Here is a 20,294-nt window from a genome sequence, read left to right as displayed (position 1 = left end):
CCCCTTTTCTCCCCTATTTTCTGCACACAAACATTGCGGCCCTTCCCCTTTCTGTGATATAATCGAAGGCAAAAGAATTTGCTAACCGACACAGGAGGGAAAAATCATGGCAGAAGAAATGAAAAACCAGGAAACTATGGACGACTTCGCAAAAGAGATCGACGCTTCTTTTAAGAGCTTCAGAGATGCAGATATGGACATCTGGGAAAAGCTGGAGAAAATGAAAGAGGACAAGACCGAATTTGACGTAACCATCGAAGGCATTGTAAAAGGCGGCGCCATCGCTTATGTGGAAGGCATCCGCGCTTTCATCCCCGTATCCAAACTGTCCCTGCAGTACGTGGAAGACCCGGAGGAGTTCCTGAAAAAGACTCTGACAGTCCGTGTCTTTGATGTAAGCGAGGAGGATAACAACCTGGTACTCTCTGCAAGGGAAGTCCTGAGAGAGAAAAGAGACGCTGAAAAACGTGAGAAGACCGCTGAGATCAAAGTGGGCGCAGTCCTGGACGGCACGGTTGAGACCCTGCAGAACTACGGTGCTTTCGTAGACCTGGGTGACGGTATTTCCGGCCTGGTCCATGTATCCCAGATCAGCCAGAAAAGGATCAAATCTCCAAAAGCCGTATTATCCGTAGGCGACAAAGTAACTGTAAAGGTGATCAAGAATGAAGACGGTAAAATCAGCCTCAGCATGAAAGCACTCCAGGAAGTTCCGGAGGAAAAGGATACGTTTGAAGATATCGAGATTCCCAAAAGCGAAGAGCTGACAACAACACTTGGCTCCCTGTTTAAAAATATCAAACTGGATTAAGACAGGAGTACAGAACATTGAAAAAATTACTGAACCGCATTTTTGTGGACGGTTTAAGCGGCATGGCTTCCGGTCTTTTTGCCACCCTGATCATCGGCACCATCATCCAGCAGATTGGAAATCTCATTGGCGGAAACATGGGAACCCTGCTGTACCAGTTTGGCAAAATGGCTGCAGCCATGACAAGTGCCGGCATCGGTGTGGGTGTGGCATGCAGATTTAAAGAGGCGCCCCTGGTGGTTCTCTCTGCTGCCACCGCAGGCATGGTGGGCGGTTTTGCAGGCAAGATCACCGCAGGTGCCGTATTTGCTGAGGATGGCGCTGTGATCCTGTCCGGTCCCGGGGAACCTCTGGGTGCCTTTGTTGCCGCCTATGCAGCCATTGAACTGGCACGCCTGGTTGCCGGAAGGACCCGTCTGGATATTATCCTGGCACCTCTGGCAGGCATCCTCTCCGGCTCCGCTGTGGGCATTCTGGTGGGACCGCCGATCAGCCGCATGATGACGCAGTTAGGCTCCCTGATCAACTGGGGAACCGAGCAGCAGCCACTTCTCATGGGCATTATTGTATCAGTCCTTATGGGAATGATACTGACGCTCCCCATAAGCTCCGCAGCCCTGGGTGTGATTTTGAACTTGTCCGGCCTGGCAGCCGGTGCAGCTACAGTTGGATGCTGCTGCAACATGATAGGGTTTGCTGTGGCAAGCTTTAAGGAAAACGGGATCTCCGGCCTTTTAGCCCAGGGAATCGGTACTTCCATGCTCCAGGTACCCAACATCGTAAGAAAACCGATCATCTGGCTGCCGGTTATTTTATCCAGCGCAATTCTGGGCCCTATCGGTACCATGTTATTTAAAATGACCAACAACGCCACCGGTTCCGGTATGGGTACCGCAGGTCTTGTAGGCCAGATCATGACCTGGCAGACCATGGTTCCCGCAGAGGGTGCTGTGCTCGTAATGGTAAAAATCGTACTGCTCCATTTCCTGCTTCCCGGACTTTTGTCTCTGTTCTTCTGCAACTGTATGCGGAAGCTGAACTGGATCAAAGCCGGAGATATGAAACTGGAAGTGTAAAATATTGACAGACCTATAAAATTTTCATTAACAATCGTCAAAATTGTGACAATCTGACGCTTTTGTGATATACTTGATAAAAGTGGGAATGTTCCCGCCGGCAGTGAAAAGCACCTGTAAATACACTGCCGTGAATCGCGAAAGAGGATGTGAAAAGAATGAGCAGCGCCCTTCATATTACCAATTACGAGGACGTAAACAGCTGGGAAACTCTGATGTTCCTGTACAATGCCGCACTGAAGGAAGTGGGGACCAAGATTGATATTCTGAATGAAGAATTTCAGCACATCCACCGTTATAATCCGATTGAACATGTAAAATCCAGGATCAAAACGCCTGAGAGTATTGTAAAGAAACTGAGGAAAAACGGATATGATTCCAATATTGAAAACATGGTCAAGTATGTAAACGATATTGCAGGTATCCGGATCATTTGTTCTTTCACTTCAGATATTTACCGCATAGCAGACATGATCGCAAAGCAGACTGATCTGAAGATACTTTCCCTGAAGGACTACATAAAGAATCCCAAGGAAAGCGGTTATCAGAGTTATCATATGATTGTAACCGTCCCCATCTTCCTGTCAGACGGTGTAGTGGAGACCAAGGTGGAAATACAGATCCGCACTATCGCCCAGGATTTCTGGGCAAGCCTGGAGCACAAGATTTATTATAAATTTGAAGGAAATGCCCCGGATTATATAAGCAGTGAATTACAGGAATGTGCTAAAATAGCATCTCAGCTTGACCGACGCATGCTTTCCCTGAACGAGGCAATTCAGAAATGCAGCACCGGTTATGAAAACGAATAGACGTCCCGGCCGGCTTACACAGAGCTGCGGCTGTTAAACAGGTATGAAAAAGAGGCCCCGAACCACAGAGTGATCTGTATGTCCGGGGCCTTTATCTATTGTGGTTATACGGATGGCCAGCAGCAGGCCTCCATGTTCTCTTAGCTGAACAGATCCTTAAAGAATTGAATGATCTTATCAAAGAATCCCTGTACCTTTTCCTGGTTGATATCCAGCTTCAGTCCCAGGTCCTCAATCTTGCCGTACAAGTCCTTAGCCTGCTCTTTCAGACTGTCCACATCCAGATCCAGACCTTTGATCTTCTCCATCAAATCTACGATAGCCTGTCTGTCCTCATCAGAAAGTTTGATCTCCATCTCGTTTGCAGCCTGGTCCACCACATCACCGATTTCATCCTCTGACAGATTCCGGGCTTCCACTACTTTTTCCTTTACTGCGCCTACAAGCTGCTCTGCCTTTTCACTGTCACCCATATTTTCTGCAAGCTTTCCCGTGATGACCAGCTCATTTGTGGCTGTATCCGCATTTTCCTGTTCTACCTTCTCCCCGGTCATGTTCTCGTAGGATTTGATGGCACCTACCAAAGCGGCTGTTCCGGAAATCTTGAAGGGTCCTGCTACCACAATATCTGCATCCTTGATTCCGGCAGTTACCAGAGCATTCTGGTACATGCCCGTGGTGCAGTAGGAAATGTTGTGGGTTGTTACTTTGATCCCGTTTCCGTCCGTCTTGCCTTCAACCAATACGGAGGAAAGTGCCCTTGATCCAATCACACTTTTGTCCAGATAAGCGTCCAGATAGTCATGCTCATCCTGGTTGGTGATGGTGGCGGTCGTATAATTTTTCAGGTCATCCTCCGTCACCCCCAAAAGCTCCAGCACAGTGGCACGCTCCTGTGCATTCAGATCCGCGCCTAACGATACATATGGTTTTTCCAGTTTGGCGTCCTCACGGTCTGCCAGTACACTGACAGGTGACGCCAGCAGCATGATTCCCCCCACCAGAAATGCAAGTCCTCTTTTCATCATGATCATAACTCCTTTCTTATATCCCCCTTGTAACACGCAGGATGTCCCTGCCTGCTATAAGAATAGCATAAATCGTCAAATCCTGCATCTAAAGTTTCTCTTAAAATTTTCCTAGGATTTTCCTAAGGCTGCGGTTCACTGCCCGCCGTCCAATTAGGTATTTTCCCCAAGGGGATGCTGTGTGGTGCACATTGGAATATAGCTTTAATTTGTATAGTGGGTAAACAAATTACTTGCCCCAAGTATAGAAGAAGTGGTATGATTACTATAACAGTAATTACATTCTGCATTACGGAGGATTATTTATGGCGATCGCAAACCAAGAAATGATAAGAGACAACAACAGGCGGCAGGTCCTGGAATATATTGTAAACAATCCGCCTATCTCCCGTGCTGCTCTGGCTAAGGAGCTGCATCTGACAAAGGCAACCATATCCAACATTGTGCAGGAGCTGATGGACCAGAATCTGGTGGCAGAGATAGGCAGCGCCCAGACCGCCCTGGGCAGGAAGCCCATCCTTTTGGAGTTCCGGAAAAAATGCGGTTATGTCTTTTCCATAGATGTCCATCCCCGTCAGATCATCACACTGACCGCTGACTTAAAGGGTGAAGACTGCCATTTGAAGGAATATCCCTTCCGGGAGGAGGACAGTCTGCTGGAGCTGCTCCGCGGTATTATGAAAGAAGCCATTCCCCGGTGCAAGGATGCTCCTTATGGGATTGTGGGAGTATCCATCGGTATTTACGGTGTTGTGCGGGACAATGAGATCATTTTTACCCCCTACTACCCTCTTCCAGAACCTTACCTGGGAAAAATCCTGGCCGGGGAGTTTGGCATACCGGTACATGTGGAAAATGAATCCAATCTGTCCGTGCTGGGTGAGTCCGCATTTCATTATAATTATAAAAATATGATCCATCTGAACATACACGATGGAGTCGGTATGGGTATCCTTATTGATGAGCAGCTCTATAAAGGCCGTGACGGCTACGCCGGAGAGTTCGGCCACACCATCCTGTTCCCCGACGGCAAACCCTGTCCCTGCGGCAATAACGGCTGTTTTGAGCTGTATACTTCGGAGAGGGCTATTCTGAAAGAATATGCTGCGCGCACCCATCAGAACACCGTTACCATTGACAGCTTTCTCAGGGCATATCAGGATCGGAAAACAGATGCGCTGGAGATGATGGATCTGTTTGTAAAATATATGTCTATCGGCATTAATAATATCATCAATACCTTCAATATTGACCTGATCGTGCTCAACAGTTCTTTTTCCAACTATATTCCTGATATTAATCAGCGGATCGTGGCATACCTGGCCTCCCATCAAAACCGGGACTGCCGCATTATCCCCTCCAGACTGCAGGATACATCAGGGCTTATGGGTGGGATACGGCTGTGTGCGGAACGTTTTCTGGATATCAAACATTTGAAAATACGGGTTCCATTTAGTGACAATTTACGATAATTTTTTACATTCATAAAAGATTCGGTTTTCGTTCATGAATTCTTCACAAGTTAAACATGATTTGCACATATTTAGGGAATATACTTATATCATAAAAATAATTTAAATCAAACATTATTTTTATATTTTCTTTTTCATATGTCGGTCGTAAGACCGGCTCTCCTTCCTTTAATATTTATAGAAAAAGCCATCGCCCGGTTTGGATATGTCCGGGCGATGGCTTTTGTTTTGGAAAAATTTATTTAGGCGTTCTCACGTCTGCTCTTCAATTCTTCCACATTGGCTTCCACCTTTTTCTTACTCAGCGGATACACAAACCATAAGAACAGAGCCACAACGAAAAAGCAGATGGCAGGTATCAGTGTGGAGGTTGTGTACAGGCCGTTGATCACGGACGCTGTCTGTACCTTTGCAAGCTGGTCGTACCCGATAATGGACAGTGCCCAGCCTCCTGCGCCTCCGGCCAGTGCCTGGCCCAGTTTTCTTGCAAAGGAATATACTGCGTAAACGGTACCGTCTTCCCTCTGACCTGTCTTTACCTCCTGGTCGTCTATAACGTCTGTGATATTAGCCCAAATTACGGTATTGAAGAATCCAAGTCCCAGCATACCCACATTGGCAAGTACAATGTAAACCACAACGTTCTGCACATGCATAAAATACAGGACAAGGAAGATAACTCCTGCCAGAAGCACTCCTGCCGTGGATGCTTCTTTTTTCCCGAATCTGCGGCTGATGGGCACACTGAGTGGTGCAACCACCAGCAGCATAAGGGCTGTGTTCACTATGGTCACAATGGAGATCGCGCCTGCAGATCCAAAATATTCTGTGTACAGATAATTGTTCATGGCTTGTATGAGAAGCTGGCTCAGCAGAAGGAAAATAGCTGCCCCAATGATCCCCAACAGTGCACGGCTCTTGAAAATAGCTGCAAAGGTCTGTCCCAATGTTACCTTTTTAGCATTCGGATCCGGCTCCACTTTTACACGCTCTGTAGTAAGCTTATAGCAAATGATGTAGCAAAGGATTGCGCATACCGCGAACACACCGGCAATGATAGTGAAAATAGAGGTACTCCTGATAACCTGATTGCCGTCCGCATCCTTCACGTAGATCAGAAGCGGTGTCACCGTTCCGATAACCAGACCGGCCAGTGTGGCTCCCACAGTACGGAATGTGGAGAGGGCAGTCCTCTCATCCGGCTTCTCCGTAATAGCTGATGCCATAGAACCGTAAGGGATATTGATAGATGTATAAAACACACTGCCCCACAACAGGTATGTCACATACATATAAACAATCTTCAGTGTCATAGGCGCTCCTGCCATGCCGCCCTGGTACATTAAAAAGCTGGCAATGGCAACCGGACCGCACATTCTTCTCAGCCAGCAGCGGAACCTTCCGTCTCTGGACGGCTTCACAGAGTCCACAATACGCCCCATGGTGATATCCGTAAAGGCATCCACTACCCTGGCCAGCAGAAACAGCGTTCCTACCATAGCACCGCTGATCCCAAGTACCTTTGTATAAAATACCATTAGGAAGGAGCTGGCAAATATAAAGGTAAAATCATTTCCAAAGTCACCGAACATATAGCCGATTTTATCCCGTATCCCAAATGGCCTTGCATTATTTTTCTCGTTCATGGTAATCTCCCTGTTTTTTTTCTTATCCTCAGGCAACTGTCCCCCGCCTGCAGTTACAGGCAGAAATCCCGCCGAAACACCTACGGCAATCGGATCTCTGCTTAGTGCGGGCTGTATGCTTACTTACTTTTATGGTTCAGCGGCAGGCTTTCCCAGCGCTCCTTAAAGTAGAAGGCTGCATCTTTTGGCTGTCTCTGTCTGGTGAAGATTCCTTTTTTGTTGCCGTTTACACGCATGATCCCCTCTGTGGTCTGGAAATCTGCAAAATTCCAAACCTGCTCACCTTTGATGAAATCATAGGAGTCAAAGACTCTGTGGCACATTTCCAGATATTCTTTCTGGTATTCCTGGCTCCACATAACAGAAGGCAGTTTGTGCTCCGCGGCATACGTGTCAGCTCCATATTCGGTGAAGATAAACGGTCTGTCCAGGTCCTTGCCGGCCCACTTGTCCATCTCTGCCCTAAAAGCCGCCTCTGCGTCACACATCTCGTACCCGCCCATAAGATACCAGCCATAGTAACGGTTCATACTGATCACATCTGCCAGATGATAGCATTTGCAGGTATCCGGCAGGGAATTCATGATCAGCGCAAATGTTCTGGGGCGCTTCTGCACATCCAGCTCATGAGCCCGCGCAAACACTTTCTCAAAATATGGTACTGCGGCCTCATCTGTGGTCTCAGGCTCGTTTAACAGGGACCAGGCAATGACGCAGGCATGGTTCTTGTCTCTGGTTATCATCTCCTCCACTGCACGCAGATGATTTTCCAGCAATTCAGGGATGGTGTCTTTTGCAAAAAATGCCGTCTTCTTCCCAGTAGATGCCTCCATGAAGTTCATCAGACTCTCAAAAAGTCCCACAGCCGGAACCTCATCAATGACCAGGAAGCCTTCACGGTCCGCCATCTGGTAAATCTCGTCACTGTATGGATAATGGGAGGTACGGAAGGAGTTAGCTCCGATCCATTTCATACATTCAAAATCTCTCTTCATAACCCCAATGTGAAACCCGCGGCCCACAATATCACTATCCTCGTGTTTTCCGAAACCTTTCAGATAAACAGGAGAACCGTTGATCAGGATGTCTTTTCCCTTTACCTCCACAGTGCGGACGCCAATCTCCTCACTATATTCATCCAGCACTTCCTCTTCGTCCTTGATGCGCACCGTAAAGGTATAGAGATAAGCGTTTCTCACCTGCCACAGATGTGCATTTTCAATGTGGAGGATTCCCTCTTTTCCCTGGGAAACTGCCACTTCTCTGCCGTCCTCATCATAAACCGTAACCTCCACCGGATGCTCTCCTGTGGTAACTACGCTGTAAGAAACCTCCGCGTCTCTGCCGTTTATCCTGTGGTCCACTGTCAGGTCAAACACATATTCCTTTGGATATGCAACCAGCTTTACAGGGCGCTGTAACCCGGAATAGTTGAAAAAGTCAAAATACGGACTGTTCATTTTCTTTCCATTGCTGAGAACTTTTGTTTTACCGCAGGGGATATTGGTCTCACTCAGCTCATTGTTGATTTTGACAACAACCTTATTTACTGCATTGTATCTGGCCACATTTGTAATGTCAGCCATAAAGGGAAGGAACCCGCCCACATGAGATGCCACATGGACACCGTTTAAATAAACCTCTGCTCTGTGGGTTGCACACCCAAAGCGGATAGCTACATTTTTTCCCGCATATTCTTCCGGAACAAATACATCTGTCTCATACCAAAGATCACCCGCATATTCCCTTGTGTCTTTGTCTGTGTAAAAATCCTGAAAGCTGGCAGGCACGGGAATAAGGTCAGCCTGGGGGATTCCATCTGCCCACCCGTTTTCTGTTCCCTTTCCTTCCGGGTCCAGGCAAAATTTCCACATGCCATCCATGCTCACGGTTCTTCTGGATACGGACTGCTTCGGGTATAACATTGAATACTGTAACATTTCTTCTCCTCCTCGTTTCTTGTATGGCTAGATTCTAGCAGTTTTAAGCCAACAGCATTCTTACATTTTTTTGCTTTATTCGCATTTTTTTATTTAGGACTTGAACATTTCAAAAAATTGTATGATAATAATTAAAAATAGTATGAGGGGGCATATGTATGGCGTCGTATGACACTGTTTTGAATTTTTCCCGGAAAGTGTTGAAAAATTATAATTTCCAAACCTACATCTTAATGGAGGATGAACTTGACCATATTGATCTGGATTTGGGATTGAGAAAGAAAATCGCGGCAGACAGTGACTCCAGGGATAACGCACTGCATTTTATCAGAAACAGTAAAGAGCATGTGATGTATTTTTCCAAAGATTGTTTTAACTGCCATCACACAGTAATGCGGCTGCCGGAGACGGAATCACCTGCCTTTTTTATAGCCGGTCCTTATCTGCAGCACAGAGCCGATAAAAAATTCATCCTGAAGATGCAGCAAAAATTGTCCATCCCCACAGAGTTTTCCGGATTTTTGAAACAGTATTATGAACTGATCCCTTTCATTAACCACGAAGATGATGTGCGCACCATACTGCTTCTGCTGGCAGCGGAAATATTTGGCGGGGCTGAACATTTTTCTGTTGAATACTGTGATATGTTTATGGATGAAATTACAAAGGTTTACTATGGACAGGCACAGGTCAATCTGGAAAACCGGGAGCTGATCGAACAGAGGTACCAGTCAGAGCAGGAGATGATGCAGGCAGTGGCTTCAGGAAATTATAAAAAGATCGAGCTGCTGGCAGCCGGGGAGATGACGGTTTCTCTGGAGCAGAGGCTTTCCAACCGCATCCGGGACTCCAAGAATTATCTGATCATATTAAATACCCTGCTTCGGAAGGCCGCGGAGTATGGCGGGGTGCACCCGCTGTATTTGGATGAACTTTCTTCTAAGTATGCACGGGAGATTGAGACGATCACCAGCGAGGATGAGGACGGGAAGCTGAAACGGGAAATGATGCGGAAGTATTGTCTTCTGGTGAAGTCCCATTCTTTGAAGGGGTATTCACCAATTATTCAGAATGTGATCAACCATATTTGTCTGTATTTGACAGATGATCTGAGTCTTAAAAGGCTGGCGGAGGAGTTTTCTATCAGTCCCAGTTACTTGTCTACACTGTTTAAGAAGGAAACAGGGAGTACGCTGACGGATTTTGTGAATAAGAAAAGGATTGAGAATGCGGTGTTTTTGCTGAATTCTACGGATTTGCAGATACAAAGTATTGCGGCGGCGTGCGGGGTGGCGGATTTGAATTATTTTACGCGGTTGTTTAAAAGGAATATGGGGAGGACGCCTAGTGAGTATCGGGAGATGATTCATCAGAAATGATGGCGAAAGGGACGGGGAGGAGGGGAGAGAACGGTAAAAGAATAAAGGCGTTAGTTTGGGAGATGGTGTGGGGCTGGATGCGGATATGTGGATTGGAAGAAGAATATGGATATTTAGAAAGAACCGCACCGGTGTTGGATTTGGGGTGCGGTTCTTTTGGGAATTGTTAATTATAGGAGGTCTAGGAGGCCCCGGATGTCTTGGATGATGTGGTCGGCGCCGGCGGTTTTGTAGGTTTGGGCGGCCTGGGTGAGATGGGCGGACCTGTCGGCAGGGGACAGGGCGTTGTATTCGGATTCGGTGAGGCCCAGGACGGAGCTGCCTTCCAGGACACCTACGGAGAGCATGCCTGCGTTTTTGCCTTCTTTGATGTCAGCTACCGTGTCTCCTACTTTTATGATTCGGCGGACATCCATGAGGTGCATGGATTCCATGTTGCGGAAGATCATGTAGGGGTAGGGACGGCCAATGCCGCCTACGTCGTCAGGGCTGAACCAGAAGTCGGGAGCATAGCCTTGTTCTGCGGCTCTGGGGGCTACAATTTTCATCATTTGCTCTGTGTAGCCTGTGGTGGAGCCTATCTGCAGGCCCAGGCTCCGCAGTTTTTCTATGGTCTCAGGGACGTGGGGCTTGGGGGACGCAAAGTCCGGGAGGATCTCCAGGATGGCGGTCTCGCTGTGCTCGTACACTTCTTTTACGTCGTCCTCGGTCCAGGGGGTGCCGTGGATCTGGGTCCACAGGTTTTTAATGCGGTCCATGGAAAGCATGGTGCGGATGTGGTCTATCTTCAGCATACCCATGGGGGCGCGTACCTCCTCTATTGTGGGTGTTATGCTAAACTCTTCAAAGGCTTTTATGAATGCCTGTACGGGAGCAAAGCTTCCGTAGTCTACTGTGGTTCCTGCCCAGTCGAATATGATCGCGTCAAATTTGTTCATTTTTTGTCTGCCTCCAGAAATTCTTTGATGATATTGTAAAGGTTTTCCATGTCTTCATGGTAGATCTCGCCTATGTTTCCAATGCGGAAGGTATCGGCATCTGTGACTTTGCCTGGGTAGATGGCATAGCCTCTCTCTTTGATGTACCGGTACATCTCCTGGAAGGAGAAGCGGCTTCCCTCCGGATAGAAGAAGGTGGTGATGATGGGGCCTTGGTATCTGCCTTCTATGTAGGGGCGGATTCCCAGTTCCCGTAGTTTTTCGATGAGGTAACGGTTGTTCTCTGCGTAGCGTTTGGAACGGGCCGGGATGCCGCCTTCCTCCTCCAGTTCCTCCAGGGCTTTCGCAAAGGCCAGAACTACGTGGGTGGGGGATGTAAAACGCCATTTTCCGTCTTTGTTCATGGTCAGCCACTGGTCGTACAGATCCAGGGACAGGCTTCTGGCTTTTCCGCTGCTGTCCATGAGTTTGTCTGTTCTGCAGATGATGAAGGAGAATCCGGGAACGCCCTGGATGCATTTGTTGGCACTGCTGACCAGGAAGTCAATACCCCATTGGGCTGCCGGGATATCTACGCCCCCGAAGCTGGACATGGCATCCACGATGAAGGTCCTGCCCATTTCTTTTACTACTTTTGCAACTGACTCTATGTCGTTGAGGATACCGGATGTTGTCTCGCTGTGTACCATGGATACATGTGTGATCTCCGGGTCCTCTTTCATGATTTTTTTAATGATCTTGGGGGAGGGGACTTTGTCGTATTCCTCACGGTAAAGTACATAGGGGATGCCTGCATGAGCGGCAATGTCGGCCATTCTCTCCCCGTAGGCACCGTTTGCTGCAATGAGGAGTTTGTCGCTTTTGCCGATCACGCTGGTGATAACAGACTCCACGCCAAAGGTTCCGCTGCCCTGCATGAGGACAACTGTGTATTCCGGCTCGGATACATGGGCCAGCTTCAAAAGCTGGCTACGGATTTTCAGGGTGATTTTTTTATAGTCATCATCCCATGTGCAGTGGTCAAAAAGCATCTCTTTTTTTACGGTGTCTGTTGTGGTCAGAGGGCCTGGGGTTAATAATTTATAGTTTAACATTTTCATTTCTCCTGTGTTTTTATTTTGTTTTGGAGTGGCTGCTTATTTACATTCCTCTGAAAGCTCCTGATGGCGTTCCAGAAGGGATACGGTTAACTTCTCTGAGAAAACTTTCGGATAGGTGGACACATTATCCGGGTCTGCTTCCTCGCCCTGGTAGATTGGGTTTGGATATGTCTTGATCAGTTCGCTTCTTCCCTTTTCCACCATGCACTGGGCCATTTCCATAGCCAGGGGATTGGCGTCTTTCTTGTCGACCACTGCAACGGACTCTGTGAGGGAGAAATTGCCCTCTTTTGGGTCCACATAGTCTACAGGAAGGCCGTCCTTTTTGTCGGCAACTGCCTGGTGGCGGAGGCCGAATCCAACTGCAACCTCACCGGCACGGATTTTTTTCAGCGGCGCGGAGCCTGAGCTTTCGATGTGTGCCCCGGCATTTTCATAGATGCCTTTCAAAACGTCCTTGGCGCCGTCCTCCCCGTATTCGCTGACAAGGGCCTGCATGAGAAGCCATGCCGTGGATGAACTTTTGATGTCTGTCACAGACAGCAGGTCTTTGTATTCCGGCTTTGTCAGGTCTTTGAGGCTCTCAGGCCTGTCCAGCTTATTTTCACTGAGCATCTCTGTATTCAGAAGAATGGCTCCCTCCTGGGAGGTGATAGGTGCATAGAATGCAGGGAATTCTGTAAGGGTGTTATAGTCAAAGGTCAGATCCCGGAACATGTTGTTCTGCTCCTGTGCACTGTCCAGGTAAAAGGAACTCATGGTCACCATGTCCGCCTCAATATTTTTCCCCTCTGCCAGCAGTTTGCCCCCAAGTTCGGAGGTACCGAAGGTCTGGAACAGATATTTTCCCTCGTAGCCGTTTGCGTCCAGGGTCTCTTTCATGGCTTCTACAGCCTCATCATCTGCGTTTGAATAGATGACTACCTGTTTCTCACTGCCTGAGCCGCATCCGGCAAGAATAGATACCCCCAGGGCTGCTGTCATTATGAATGCCGTTACTTTTTTCATTTTCATACTTTCTGTACTCCTCTTTTCTTTTTTAATATGGATAAGTCCGGGATTTTTCCCGGATGGAATTCCCTCTGGGACAGATATCCCACAAATCCCTTTACCAGCAGATTCGTTGCCAGGATCAGCAGGGACAGGACGAATATTTCATTGAATCTGGTATAATACTGAAGTTCCTTTATCTTGGTAGTGATGACCATGGTCCTGGCACCGGCAATGAAGATGACGGCGCTGACTGTCACCATGGCGTTGACGAAGTAATAGCTGAACACTTCCAGGATAGTGGAGCGCATGTTGGGCGTCACGATCCTGAAGATGGTCTTTGCCCAGGAGTCCCCCATGAGAAGGGCAGTTGTCTCCCAGGAACTGTTCAGCTTCTCCAGGGAATTCTTCATCATCAGATATGGTGTGGAGAAAAAATGCACCACATTGCACAGGATGATCAGGGCAAAGGTATTCTGCAGCGGTGTGCCTGTAAAAATAAGAAGAAACGCAATACCGATCACCATACCCGGAATGGTGTTAGTCACCAGTGCGATGCTCTCAATGATACCCTTCCATTTCCTGTTCAGCTGGCTTCTGGCTGTGGCAAGTGCCGCGCCGTAAGTGGTGATAAGTCCCGCAAGGGCTGTCAGCACTGCCATAAACAGTGAATTTTTGTAAACCCCCAGCAGGCTGCTGTCCCGGAACACTTCTGTCACATGTGACAGGGTGAAATCGGTTCGGTAGGGCCATTCTTCCACAAAGGGAACCACAATGATCACAGCAAACACGGAGAGGATCACAAGCAGGATCACGCTGCTGGTCACGCCGCAGAAGTAATCTCTCCTTCTGTTTTTTCTTATTTCTATGGTGGAAATTTTGTTGTATCGGACATTGTAGCGTTCCAGCCAGTGAAGCAGTGAAATACTCAGCACAGAGGGAAGGAGCATCATCATTGCCACCACGGCTCCATTCTGGAAGTTGGGTATACTGCCCAGCATCTCGTTATAGAGAACTGTTGCCACAACCTCAAATTTTCCGCCCACTGATGCAGGGATCCCGTAATCTGTGAAGCACAGGAAAAAGCACTGTACCATGGAGGCCGCAAGGGTGCCCAGAAGAGGGCGCACCACGGTTCCCATAAATGTGGCGAAGGGCTTATCTCCCATGACTCTGGACACCACCATGAATTTCTTGTCTATGTAGCTCATGGTGTTCAGAATAAGCAGGAAGGAAACGGGAAGGGTATAGATCACATACCCCAGAAGCAGACCGTTAAACCCATATATCTCAAAAATCTGGCGTCCGAAAAGTCTTGTCAGAAGTCCCTGTTTGCCAAAGGAATAAATGATGGCAAACCCGTAAGTAATTGTGGGAAGCAGCATGGGCAGCACAGCCAGGGTACGGATCAGTTTTTTGGTCCTCTTCTTCAGGTTTGTATAGTGGATGGCATAAGCCAGGAAAAAAGCCAGCAGAGTGGCCAGAAGCGCACTGCAGACCGAGATCCACAGACTGTTCAGAAGCGCCCTGCCGAATCCTTTTCCTGTCAGCACGGTTATGTAATTCTCCACGGACAACCCCGCTGCCCCTTCAAAGGACTTTCCGAGAAGTCTCAGTATGGGGACCGCAAGGAAGACCAGAAACAGGAGGACCACCAGCACATAGATTACTTTTATTTCCTTTTCGTTTCTTTTTATCATATGTTTACACCACCTGCAGGCTCACCTGCTTATCCTGACGGAACAGCATAAAAATATTGTTTTTCTTGATCTCAAGCTGGTTCAGGATAAACTCTTTTACAAAGAGATTCTGCGGGGAAGTGATGATCTCTTCCGGGCATCCGTACTGGGAAATGGTTCCCTTGTTTACGATCAGCACCTTGTCGGACAAAGTCAGCGCTTCCTCCGGATCGTGGGTGACGATGATGGTAGTCAGGTGAAATTCCCTGGCGATCTCTTTTATTTTCTCTTTGATGGATTCTTTTATGACTCCGTCAAGGGCACTCAGAGGCTCATCCAGAAGGAGTATCTTGGGCTTCATTACCATGGTCCGGGCAAGAGCCACGCGCTGTTTCTGACCCCCGGAGAGCTGTTCTATTTTTTTATCCAGGTGTTCTTCCAGTCCCAGAAGGTGAATGAATTCCTGTACTTCCTTATCGCTGGAAATATTCGGTTTGTTTCTGAGCCCATAGGTAATATTTTCATATACATTTAAATTGGGAAACAGGGCATAATCCTGAAATACAATGTTAAATCCGCGTTCCTCCATGGGTACATTTGTCATATCTCTGTCATTGAATACGATCTTTCCTTCATCTAAATCAGTAATACCAAGTATAAGATTCAAAAGTGTTGTTTTTCCGCATCCGGACGGTCCCAGGATAGAGACGATTTCTCCCTCCTCGATACAAAGATTGATATTCTGCAAAATGGTGACTCCGTCATAGGATTTTGTTACATTCTGAAGTTCTAACATGAAATGTATTCTCCTTTCCTTTCATGTACAGCAAAGCCGCTGACAAAGCTTATTAAACTGCATTTTCACCTTTTTATCCATCCCGTTTTCGTAAGTTCTTGGTTAAATGCCTGTAAAACGGCTGCCGGTGCCGCTGTTTTACGAAAACTCTCAGCGGATTTAACAATAGACGGATAGAACCCTTTGCTATATAGATGTAAGATTGGGATGTAAAATGAAAAAACAGGAGGGACCTTACTATATGAGAAAAATATCCGTCCTGGATGAAAGACGCATCTTGGAAGGGTCTGCCAGGACACCTTGGCCGGAAAGGGGACTAAGATCATCCTGCTTGGGGACCAGGCCAAATTGACCGGCCATTTCCGAACCTCTCCATTCAAATGGATAAAAAAATCATCCAGCTCAATATTGAACTGGATGAAGAGATTTGTTCCATTATGGACTATTATGAAATTTTCATGCAGCGTATGCTCATGTGTAAGCGGGCTTCCGAAATACTGGGCATAAAATTTAAGCTGATGGCAAATGGCAATAAAATCTGCTGATCCTTCATCATTACGGATACATTCCCACTACAGGAACATCCCTAATCCTTACATCATGGGCCGGCCTTCGTAACACTTCAGATGCTTGAACGGTTACTGTCAGCTCCTAAGCGGAGTCTCCAATATCTGCAAGCGCGTTGGCGAGCTGTGCGAAATCCGCCAGTGTCAGTGCCTCCCCCCGAATCCCTTCCCGGAAGCCGCAGGCTTCTATGGTACGCTGTATTTCCTCCTTGGTAAATGACAGTTCAGGGGAATTGTTCAGTCCGTTAGCCAGCGTTTTGCGCCTTTGGTTAAAGGAAGCACGAATCAGGCGGAACATAAGCTTTTCGTCCTTAACATCCACCGGAGGTTCTTTGTGGCGTGTCAGGCGTATAACTGCACTTCCCACTTTAGGTCTGGGCATAAAGCAGTTGGGCGGTACATTTGCCACAATATAGGGGTCAGCATAATACTGGACTGCCAGGGACAGGGCACCGTAGTCCTTGGTTCCCGGCCCTACCTGCATACGGTCCGCCACCTCTTTCTGCACCATTACCGTAATAGACGCAATGGGCACATAACCTTCAAACAATCCCATGATGATCGGCGTGGTAATATAATATGGCAGATTCGCTACAACTTTGATGGGTTTTCCTGCGTTGTGTTCCTCTGCCAGTTTTTTGATATCGACTTTCAGAATGTCTTCATTTAATATGGTCACATTCGGAAATTCCTGAAGCGTGTCTTCCAGAATGGGAATCAGCGTCTTGTCGATTTCAACCGCATATACCTTTCCCGCCGCCTGTGCCAGGTATTGGGTCATGGTTCCGATACCGGGGCCGATCTCCAGGACGAAGTCCTCCTTCGTGATATGTGCAGCATCTATTATTTTGTCGAGTACATGGGTGTCGATCAAAAAGTTCTGCCCGTATTTCTTTTGAAAAACAAAGTCATATTTCTGCAGGACTTCAATCGTCCCTTTTGGGTTTCCCAGATATGGGGCTGTCATCTTTTCATCTCCCGTCATAATTAAGGTTCCCCGGCAGGCATGTGCGCCTGCCGGGGATATTTTTATACATCAAAGTCTTTTTCGTAAAGCATAATGCGTCCGCTCTCATCCAAATGGCGCTTTGCCACTTTCTTGCCTGGGCGCCTTCCGCCTCTGGAGGCGCGTTTGATCGCGTTGTCCATCATCTCTTTTACCTGTCCCACAGATACGGGATCGTCTTCATCCTGGTTGTCGCCAATCAGGGTATACAGGGCCAGAACAGCCATGTCATCAATCTTATATCCCATCTCTTTGGAGTATGTCTTAGCAAAGGATACCAGCTCGTCATTGGTGAAGACCGGAATGACCACACGGGAATCGAATTTTTCCATAAAGTCAGGATATGTCTTTTCCAGACTCTGAATGCCGGGTTTTAAATCTTCCAGAATAACAGTCAGACGGTTTGTCCTGAACTCCATTGCCTTGGAGAGTTTTTCTATTACATCTTCCTTCAGGGATGAGGCATTCTCTACCACCAGAAATCCGCCTGCAAGCTTGTCTACCACATAGGCCGGGTCTTTTGCGTTCATCTTCTCTGCATCCAGATAGGCGATCTTGGCACCTTCCATGTGGCGTTCCTTACAGATGGCTTTTATAAGGCCTTCGGACAAGCGGGTTTTGCCTGCGCCTTCACGGCCTGTAATAACTATATTTCCGGATTTTGATGTCCTCTCACATGCCGATTCCTGGGCAATGTCAAGGGCTTCTGTGATCTGCTGGGTCAGCCCGGGTATGGGAGCAAAATAGGTGAAGAGACGTTTCTGTTCCTCCGGGGTAAGGTGATGTCTCAGAATGGACGCCGTGGCTGTTCCAGCCGGAGACAGGGACGCCTCTGCCGGCATGCGCTTATCCTCGGCAACCGTATGGATATATTCATTCTCTGACTCGTCAGGCTCAGACTGTACAGGACTTTCCGGTTCCATTACAGCTGATTCCAGTGCCTTCTGAAGGTCAATGGTCATTCCTCCAAGTCCTGCCCGTACCTCTTCCACAGGTATCTCAATGGTTCTGCCGTCCAGGTTGTCCGGTTCTGTGGTTATGGCAGCCTCTGCCATGATAGCTTCCATGGAAAGCTGCTGCAGAAGTTCCTCCTCTTCCGCTTCCCCGGAAATCGGCTGTGCAGATTCCTGATGCGCTTCCTCCGCCTGTGTGTATCTCTCCTCTGTCTCAGAAACAGACGGCAGGGCGCCGACTGTATATTCTTTGACGGATTCTTCAGCAGCTTCCGAAACCGGCTTTGGTTCCCGGTCATGCTGGTATATGGTCTGAGGTTCAATGCTGCCGGCTGAGGCTGTATCCGCATCATCACTTCTGACCGTGGCTGTTTCCGTCTCACTGACTTCATTCGCTGTAGCGGCCTGCACAGCAGATCCTCCCGGTGCATCCTCCGGCACAACAGCTCCTGCTTCCACCACTGACGGCATACCTTCTGATGCAGCGGCTCCCGCTTCCACCACTGACGGCGTACCTTCTGATGCAGCAGCTTTGTTCTCCGTATCTGACGGCGTACCTTCTGATGCAGCAGCTTTGTTCCCCCCATCTGACGGCGTACCTTCCGATGCAGCAGCTTTGTTCTCCGCCACTGACGGCGTACCTTCTGATGCAGCAGCTTTGTTCCCCCCATCTGTCGGCGTATTCTCTGCCGCAATTGTTTCCGCTGCGCTGATCGGCGTCACTCCACTGGAAACCTTGGCAACAGCCTGGGCCAGCTCTCCGGCTGTCTCAGCCAGGATGGCATCCAAATCCACCTCCGGAGCAGGTTCAGCGGCGGCCTGTACTGCCTGAGGCCTTGGCGCCTCAACCGGCCTTGCTGCCGGCTGCCTTATAGCTGCGGCTGCGATGCTTCCGGATGCGGGATTGTCCGGTTCCAGTTCCTTCACCACGTAATCCTCAGTGTCATCCTCCATGCTGTAGTCCCGGGTATCTTCAGCAGCGGGATCTGCTGTCTCCTCCGCCTGGGCTTGGGTCTCTTCCTCTTCCTTCGGTCCTCCGGAGAATACATCCCGGATGCCCTTCGCAATTTTATCCTGTAAAACCCCTGTAGTCTCAAAAATCGGTGAAAATACGGATACTTCCTCCGGTGCCTTTCCAGTTGCCCTGGAGCGGACTGACTCGATATGGGGCATTTCATCTGTAATTTGTTCCGACACGCCTGCGCCGACGGACTGACTGACAAGCTTTGACGCTGCCTGAGTGGCTGCGGTTATTGTGGCTGCTGCCGCTGCCGCTGCGCTCTCCGGTGACGGTTCCACATAACGGTTTCTGTACTTTTCCTCCTGGCTTGGGGAAAGCGGAGCATATTTCATTTTCAGCTCCATGGCTTTTATCACGTATTTGCCTTCACTGAACCAGAGAATCAAGTCATCGCATTCTTCCACACATTTGTCCTTCATGCCGGCCTTGGCATACAGCCTTGCCAGCTCATAGGACCAGCGCTCCGTATACTCACGTCCCTTGTACTCTTCCAGAATTGCCATCTGTTCCTGGATGGGTGAACGTCTTCCTCTGTAAATCTTGTACTTTAATATGTAGCGTGAGTTATCATTCGGGGAAATCTCTACAAACTGATTGTAATATTCCACTGCCTCATCAAAATCCCCCATTTTGACCGCCAGCTCAACCAGCCGGTATATTACTGTTTTTCCTATAGGTGCCCTCTGATGTGCCAGTATGAGCAGCCTGCGGCTGTCTTCATACCGTTTATTCGCCTCATAAATCTCGCCGACCATACAGAGTGTTCTTGCACTTCGCACCCTGCGCCAGTCAATCGTATCGACAATCTCCAGAGCCCCCTTATAGTCCTGCCTGTCAACCAGATCGTTGATCACGTCCAGTTTGGCACGGTATTCGTTCTTGTCCACTGTTTTCACCTCTGTTAGTATATTCTTCCATTTCGAGTAGTCTTCAGACATTATTACGGTAGGGTATATTTCTCCATAATTATTTTCAGTGTACCATAGACCAAAAAGGATGTCAAAAGAAATGATTGGCACGTAGTTTTGACAAATACACCAATTATTACATGTCAGATATATTTTAACATCAAATTCAGAAA

The 20,294-nt window shown here is 48.1% G+C and carries 16 protein-coding genes; 6 read left to right on the top strand and 10 right to left on the bottom strand.

Annotated elements, in window-relative coordinates:
• Window positions 1-106 precede the first annotated feature (106 nt).
• From A4V09_RS20615 to A4V09_RS20605, 3 genes are all read left to right on the top strand, one after another.
• Complete coding sequence (locus tag A4V09_RS20615; RefSeq protein WP_065543969.1) at window positions 107-811, top strand: S1 RNA-binding domain-containing protein; 705 nt, start codon at window positions 107-109, stop codon at window positions 809-811.
• A gap of 17 nt (window positions 812-828) precedes the next feature.
• The gene (locus A4V09_RS20610) at window positions 829-1,887 is read left to right on the top strand and encodes a PTS sugar transporter subunit IIC (RefSeq protein ID WP_084043699.1); all 1,059 of its coding nucleotides are present in this window, start codon (window positions 829-831) and stop codon (window positions 1,885-1,887) included.
• A gap of 158 nt (window positions 1,888-2,045) precedes the next feature.
• Complete coding sequence (locus A4V09_RS20605) at window positions 2,046-2,699, top strand: GTP pyrophosphokinase (protein ID WP_065543968.1); 654 nt, start codon at window positions 2,046-2,048, stop codon at window positions 2,697-2,699.
• A 140-nt stretch (window positions 2,700-2,839) separates the two neighbouring features.
• Here the strand turns inward: A4V09_RS20605 and A4V09_RS20600 are convergent, their stop codons facing one another.
• Complete coding sequence (locus A4V09_RS20600; protein ID WP_065543967.1) at window positions 2,840-3,727, bottom strand: DUF1002 domain-containing protein; 888 nt, start codon at window positions 3,725-3,727, stop codon at window positions 2,840-2,842.
• Window positions 3,728-4,032: 305 nt separating this feature from the next.
• Here A4V09_RS20600 and A4V09_RS20595 point away from each other — a divergent pair, with 305 nt between their 5' ends.
• Window positions 4,033-5,199: an ROK family transcriptional regulator gene (locus A4V09_RS20595; protein WP_065543966.1), complete on the top strand. Its 1,167-nt coding sequence runs from the start codon at window positions 4,033-4,035 to the stop codon at window positions 5,197-5,199.
• Between the two features lie 242 nt (window positions 5,200-5,441).
• Here A4V09_RS20595 and A4V09_RS20590 read toward each other — a convergent pair whose 3' ends face one another.
• On the bottom strand, window positions 5,442-6,845 hold the full coding sequence (locus A4V09_RS20590) for an MFS transporter (RefSeq protein ID WP_065544894.1): 1,404 nt from the start codon (window positions 6,843-6,845) through the stop codon (window positions 5,442-5,444).
• Between the two features lie 119 nt (window positions 6,846-6,964).
• The gene (uidA, locus tag A4V09_RS20585) at window positions 6,965-8,785 is read right to left on the bottom strand and encodes a beta-glucuronidase (protein ID WP_065543965.1); all 1,821 of its coding nucleotides are present in this window, start codon (window positions 8,783-8,785) and stop codon (window positions 6,965-6,967) included.
• A 158-nt stretch (window positions 8,786-8,943) separates the two neighbouring features.
• Between uidA and A4V09_RS20580 the strand changes: the two genes are divergently transcribed.
• Complete coding sequence (locus A4V09_RS20580) at window positions 8,944-10,164, top strand: helix-turn-helix transcriptional regulator (protein WP_052099324.1); 1,221 nt, start codon at window positions 8,944-8,946, stop codon at window positions 10,162-10,164.
• Between the two features lie 170 nt (window positions 10,165-10,334).
• On the opposite strand, the gene phnX is transcribed toward A4V09_RS20580, so the two are convergent.
• From phnX to A4V09_RS20555, 5 genes are read right to left on the bottom strand one after another with little or no spacing between them, the layout of a single operon-like run.
• Window positions 10,335-11,102, bottom strand: a complete 768-nt coding sequence (phnX, locus tag A4V09_RS20575) for a phosphonoacetaldehyde hydrolase (RefSeq protein ID WP_065543964.1) — start codon at window positions 11,100-11,102, stop codon at window positions 10,335-10,337.
• On the bottom strand, window positions 11,099-12,196 hold the full coding sequence (phnW, locus tag A4V09_RS20570; protein ID WP_065543963.1) for a 2-aminoethylphosphonate--pyruvate transaminase: 1,098 nt from the start codon (window positions 12,194-12,196) through the stop codon (window positions 11,099-11,101). Before phnW ends, phnX begins: the two co-directional genes overlap by 4 nt.
• A 42-nt stretch (window positions 12,197-12,238) precedes the next feature.
• Window positions 12,239-13,216: an extracellular solute-binding protein gene (locus A4V09_RS20565; RefSeq protein WP_065543962.1), complete on the bottom strand. Its 978-nt coding sequence runs from the start codon at window positions 13,214-13,216 to the stop codon at window positions 12,239-12,241.
• Entirely contained in the window at window positions 13,213-14,892 is a 1,680-nt protein-coding gene (locus A4V09_RS20560) for an ABC transporter permease subunit (protein WP_065543961.1), read from the bottom strand. The genes A4V09_RS20565 and A4V09_RS20560 overlap by 4 nt, the downstream gene beginning before the upstream one ends.
• A gap of 4 nt (window positions 14,893-14,896) precedes the next feature.
• On the bottom strand, window positions 14,897-15,667 hold the full coding sequence (locus A4V09_RS20555) for an ABC transporter ATP-binding protein (protein ID WP_065543960.1): 771 nt from the start codon (window positions 15,665-15,667) through the stop codon (window positions 14,897-14,899).
• A 380-nt stretch (window positions 15,668-16,047) separates the two neighbouring features.
• Between A4V09_RS20555 and A4V09_RS20550 the strand changes: the two genes are divergently transcribed.
• Entirely contained in the window at window positions 16,048-16,212 is a 165-nt protein-coding gene (locus A4V09_RS20550; protein ID WP_198168559.1) for a hypothetical protein, read from the top strand.
• 106 nt (window positions 16,213-16,318) lie between these two features.
• On the opposite strand, the gene rsmA is transcribed toward A4V09_RS20550, so the two are convergent.
• Complete coding sequence (gene rsmA / locus A4V09_RS20545) at window positions 16,319-17,200, bottom strand: 16S rRNA (adenine(1518)-N(6)/adenine(1519)-N(6))-dimethyltransferase RsmA (protein WP_065544893.1); 882 nt, start codon at window positions 17,198-17,200, stop codon at window positions 16,319-16,321.
• A 62-nt stretch (window positions 17,201-17,262) separates the two neighbouring features.
• Window positions 17,263-20,100, bottom strand: a complete 2,838-nt coding sequence (locus tag A4V09_RS20540) for a hypothetical protein (protein WP_242963879.1) — start codon at window positions 20,098-20,100, stop codon at window positions 17,263-17,265.
• Between the last annotated feature and the right edge of the window lie 194 nt (window positions 20,101-20,294).

The sequence above is a fragment of the Blautia pseudococcoides genome, assembly GCF_001689125.2.
In the GTDB taxonomy this organism is placed as follows: Bacteria; Bacillota; Clostridia; order Lachnospirales; family Lachnospiraceae; genus Blautia; species Blautia pseudococcoides.
The sequence above is the reverse complement of the archived record's forward strand: the minus strand, read 5'-3'. Positions and strand labels throughout refer to the sequence as shown.

Bases quoted from the DNA above. Each gene is read 5' to 3' on its own strand.
- A4V09_RS20615 (WP_065543969.1), top strand. From the start codon at position 107: ATGGCAGAAGAAATGAAAAACCAGGAAACTATGGACGACTTCGCAAAA.
- uidA (WP_065543965.1), bottom strand. From the start codon at position 8,785: ATGTTACAGTATTCAATGTTATACCCGAAGCAGTCCGTATCCAGAAGA.
- A4V09_RS20560 (WP_065543961.1), bottom strand. From the start codon at position 14,892: ATGATAAAAAGAAACGAAAAGGAAATAAAAGTAATCTATGTGCTGGTG.
- A4V09_RS20565 (WP_065543962.1), bottom strand. From the start codon at position 13,216: ATGAAAATGAAAAAAGTAACGGCATTCATAATGACAGCAGCCCTGGGG.
- phnW (WP_065543963.1), bottom strand. From the start codon at position 12,196: ATGTTAAACTATAAATTATTAACCCCAGGCCCTCTGACCACAACAGAC.
- rsmA (WP_065544893.1), bottom strand. From the start codon at position 17,200: ATGACAGCCCCATATCTGGGAAACCCAAAAGGGACGATTGAAGTCCTG.
- A4V09_RS20605 (WP_065543968.1), top strand. From the start codon at position 2,046: ATGAGCAGCGCCCTTCATATTACCAATTACGAGGACGTAAACAGCTGG.
- A4V09_RS20590 (WP_065544894.1), bottom strand. From the start codon at position 6,845: ATGAACGAGAAAAATAATGCAAGGCCATTTGGGATACGGGATAAAATC.
- A4V09_RS20600 (WP_065543967.1), bottom strand. From the start codon at position 3,727: ATGATGAAAAGAGGACTTGCATTTCTGGTGGGGGGAATCATGCTGCTG.
- A4V09_RS20555 (WP_065543960.1), bottom strand. From the start codon at position 15,667: ATGTTAGAACTTCAGAATGTAACAAAATCCTATGACGGAGTCACCATT.
- A4V09_RS20595 (WP_065543966.1), top strand. From the start codon at position 4,033: ATGGCGATCGCAAACCAAGAAATGATAAGAGACAACAACAGGCGGCAG.
- phnX (WP_065543964.1), bottom strand. From the start codon at position 11,102: ATGAACAAATTTGACGCGATCATATTCGACTGGGCAGGAACCACAGTA.
- A4V09_RS20580 (WP_052099324.1), top strand. From the start codon at position 8,944: ATGGCGTCGTATGACACTGTTTTGAATTTTTCCCGGAAAGTGTTGAAA.
- A4V09_RS20550 (WP_198168559.1), top strand. From the start codon at position 16,048: ATGGATAAAAAAATCATCCAGCTCAATATTGAACTGGATGAAGAGATT.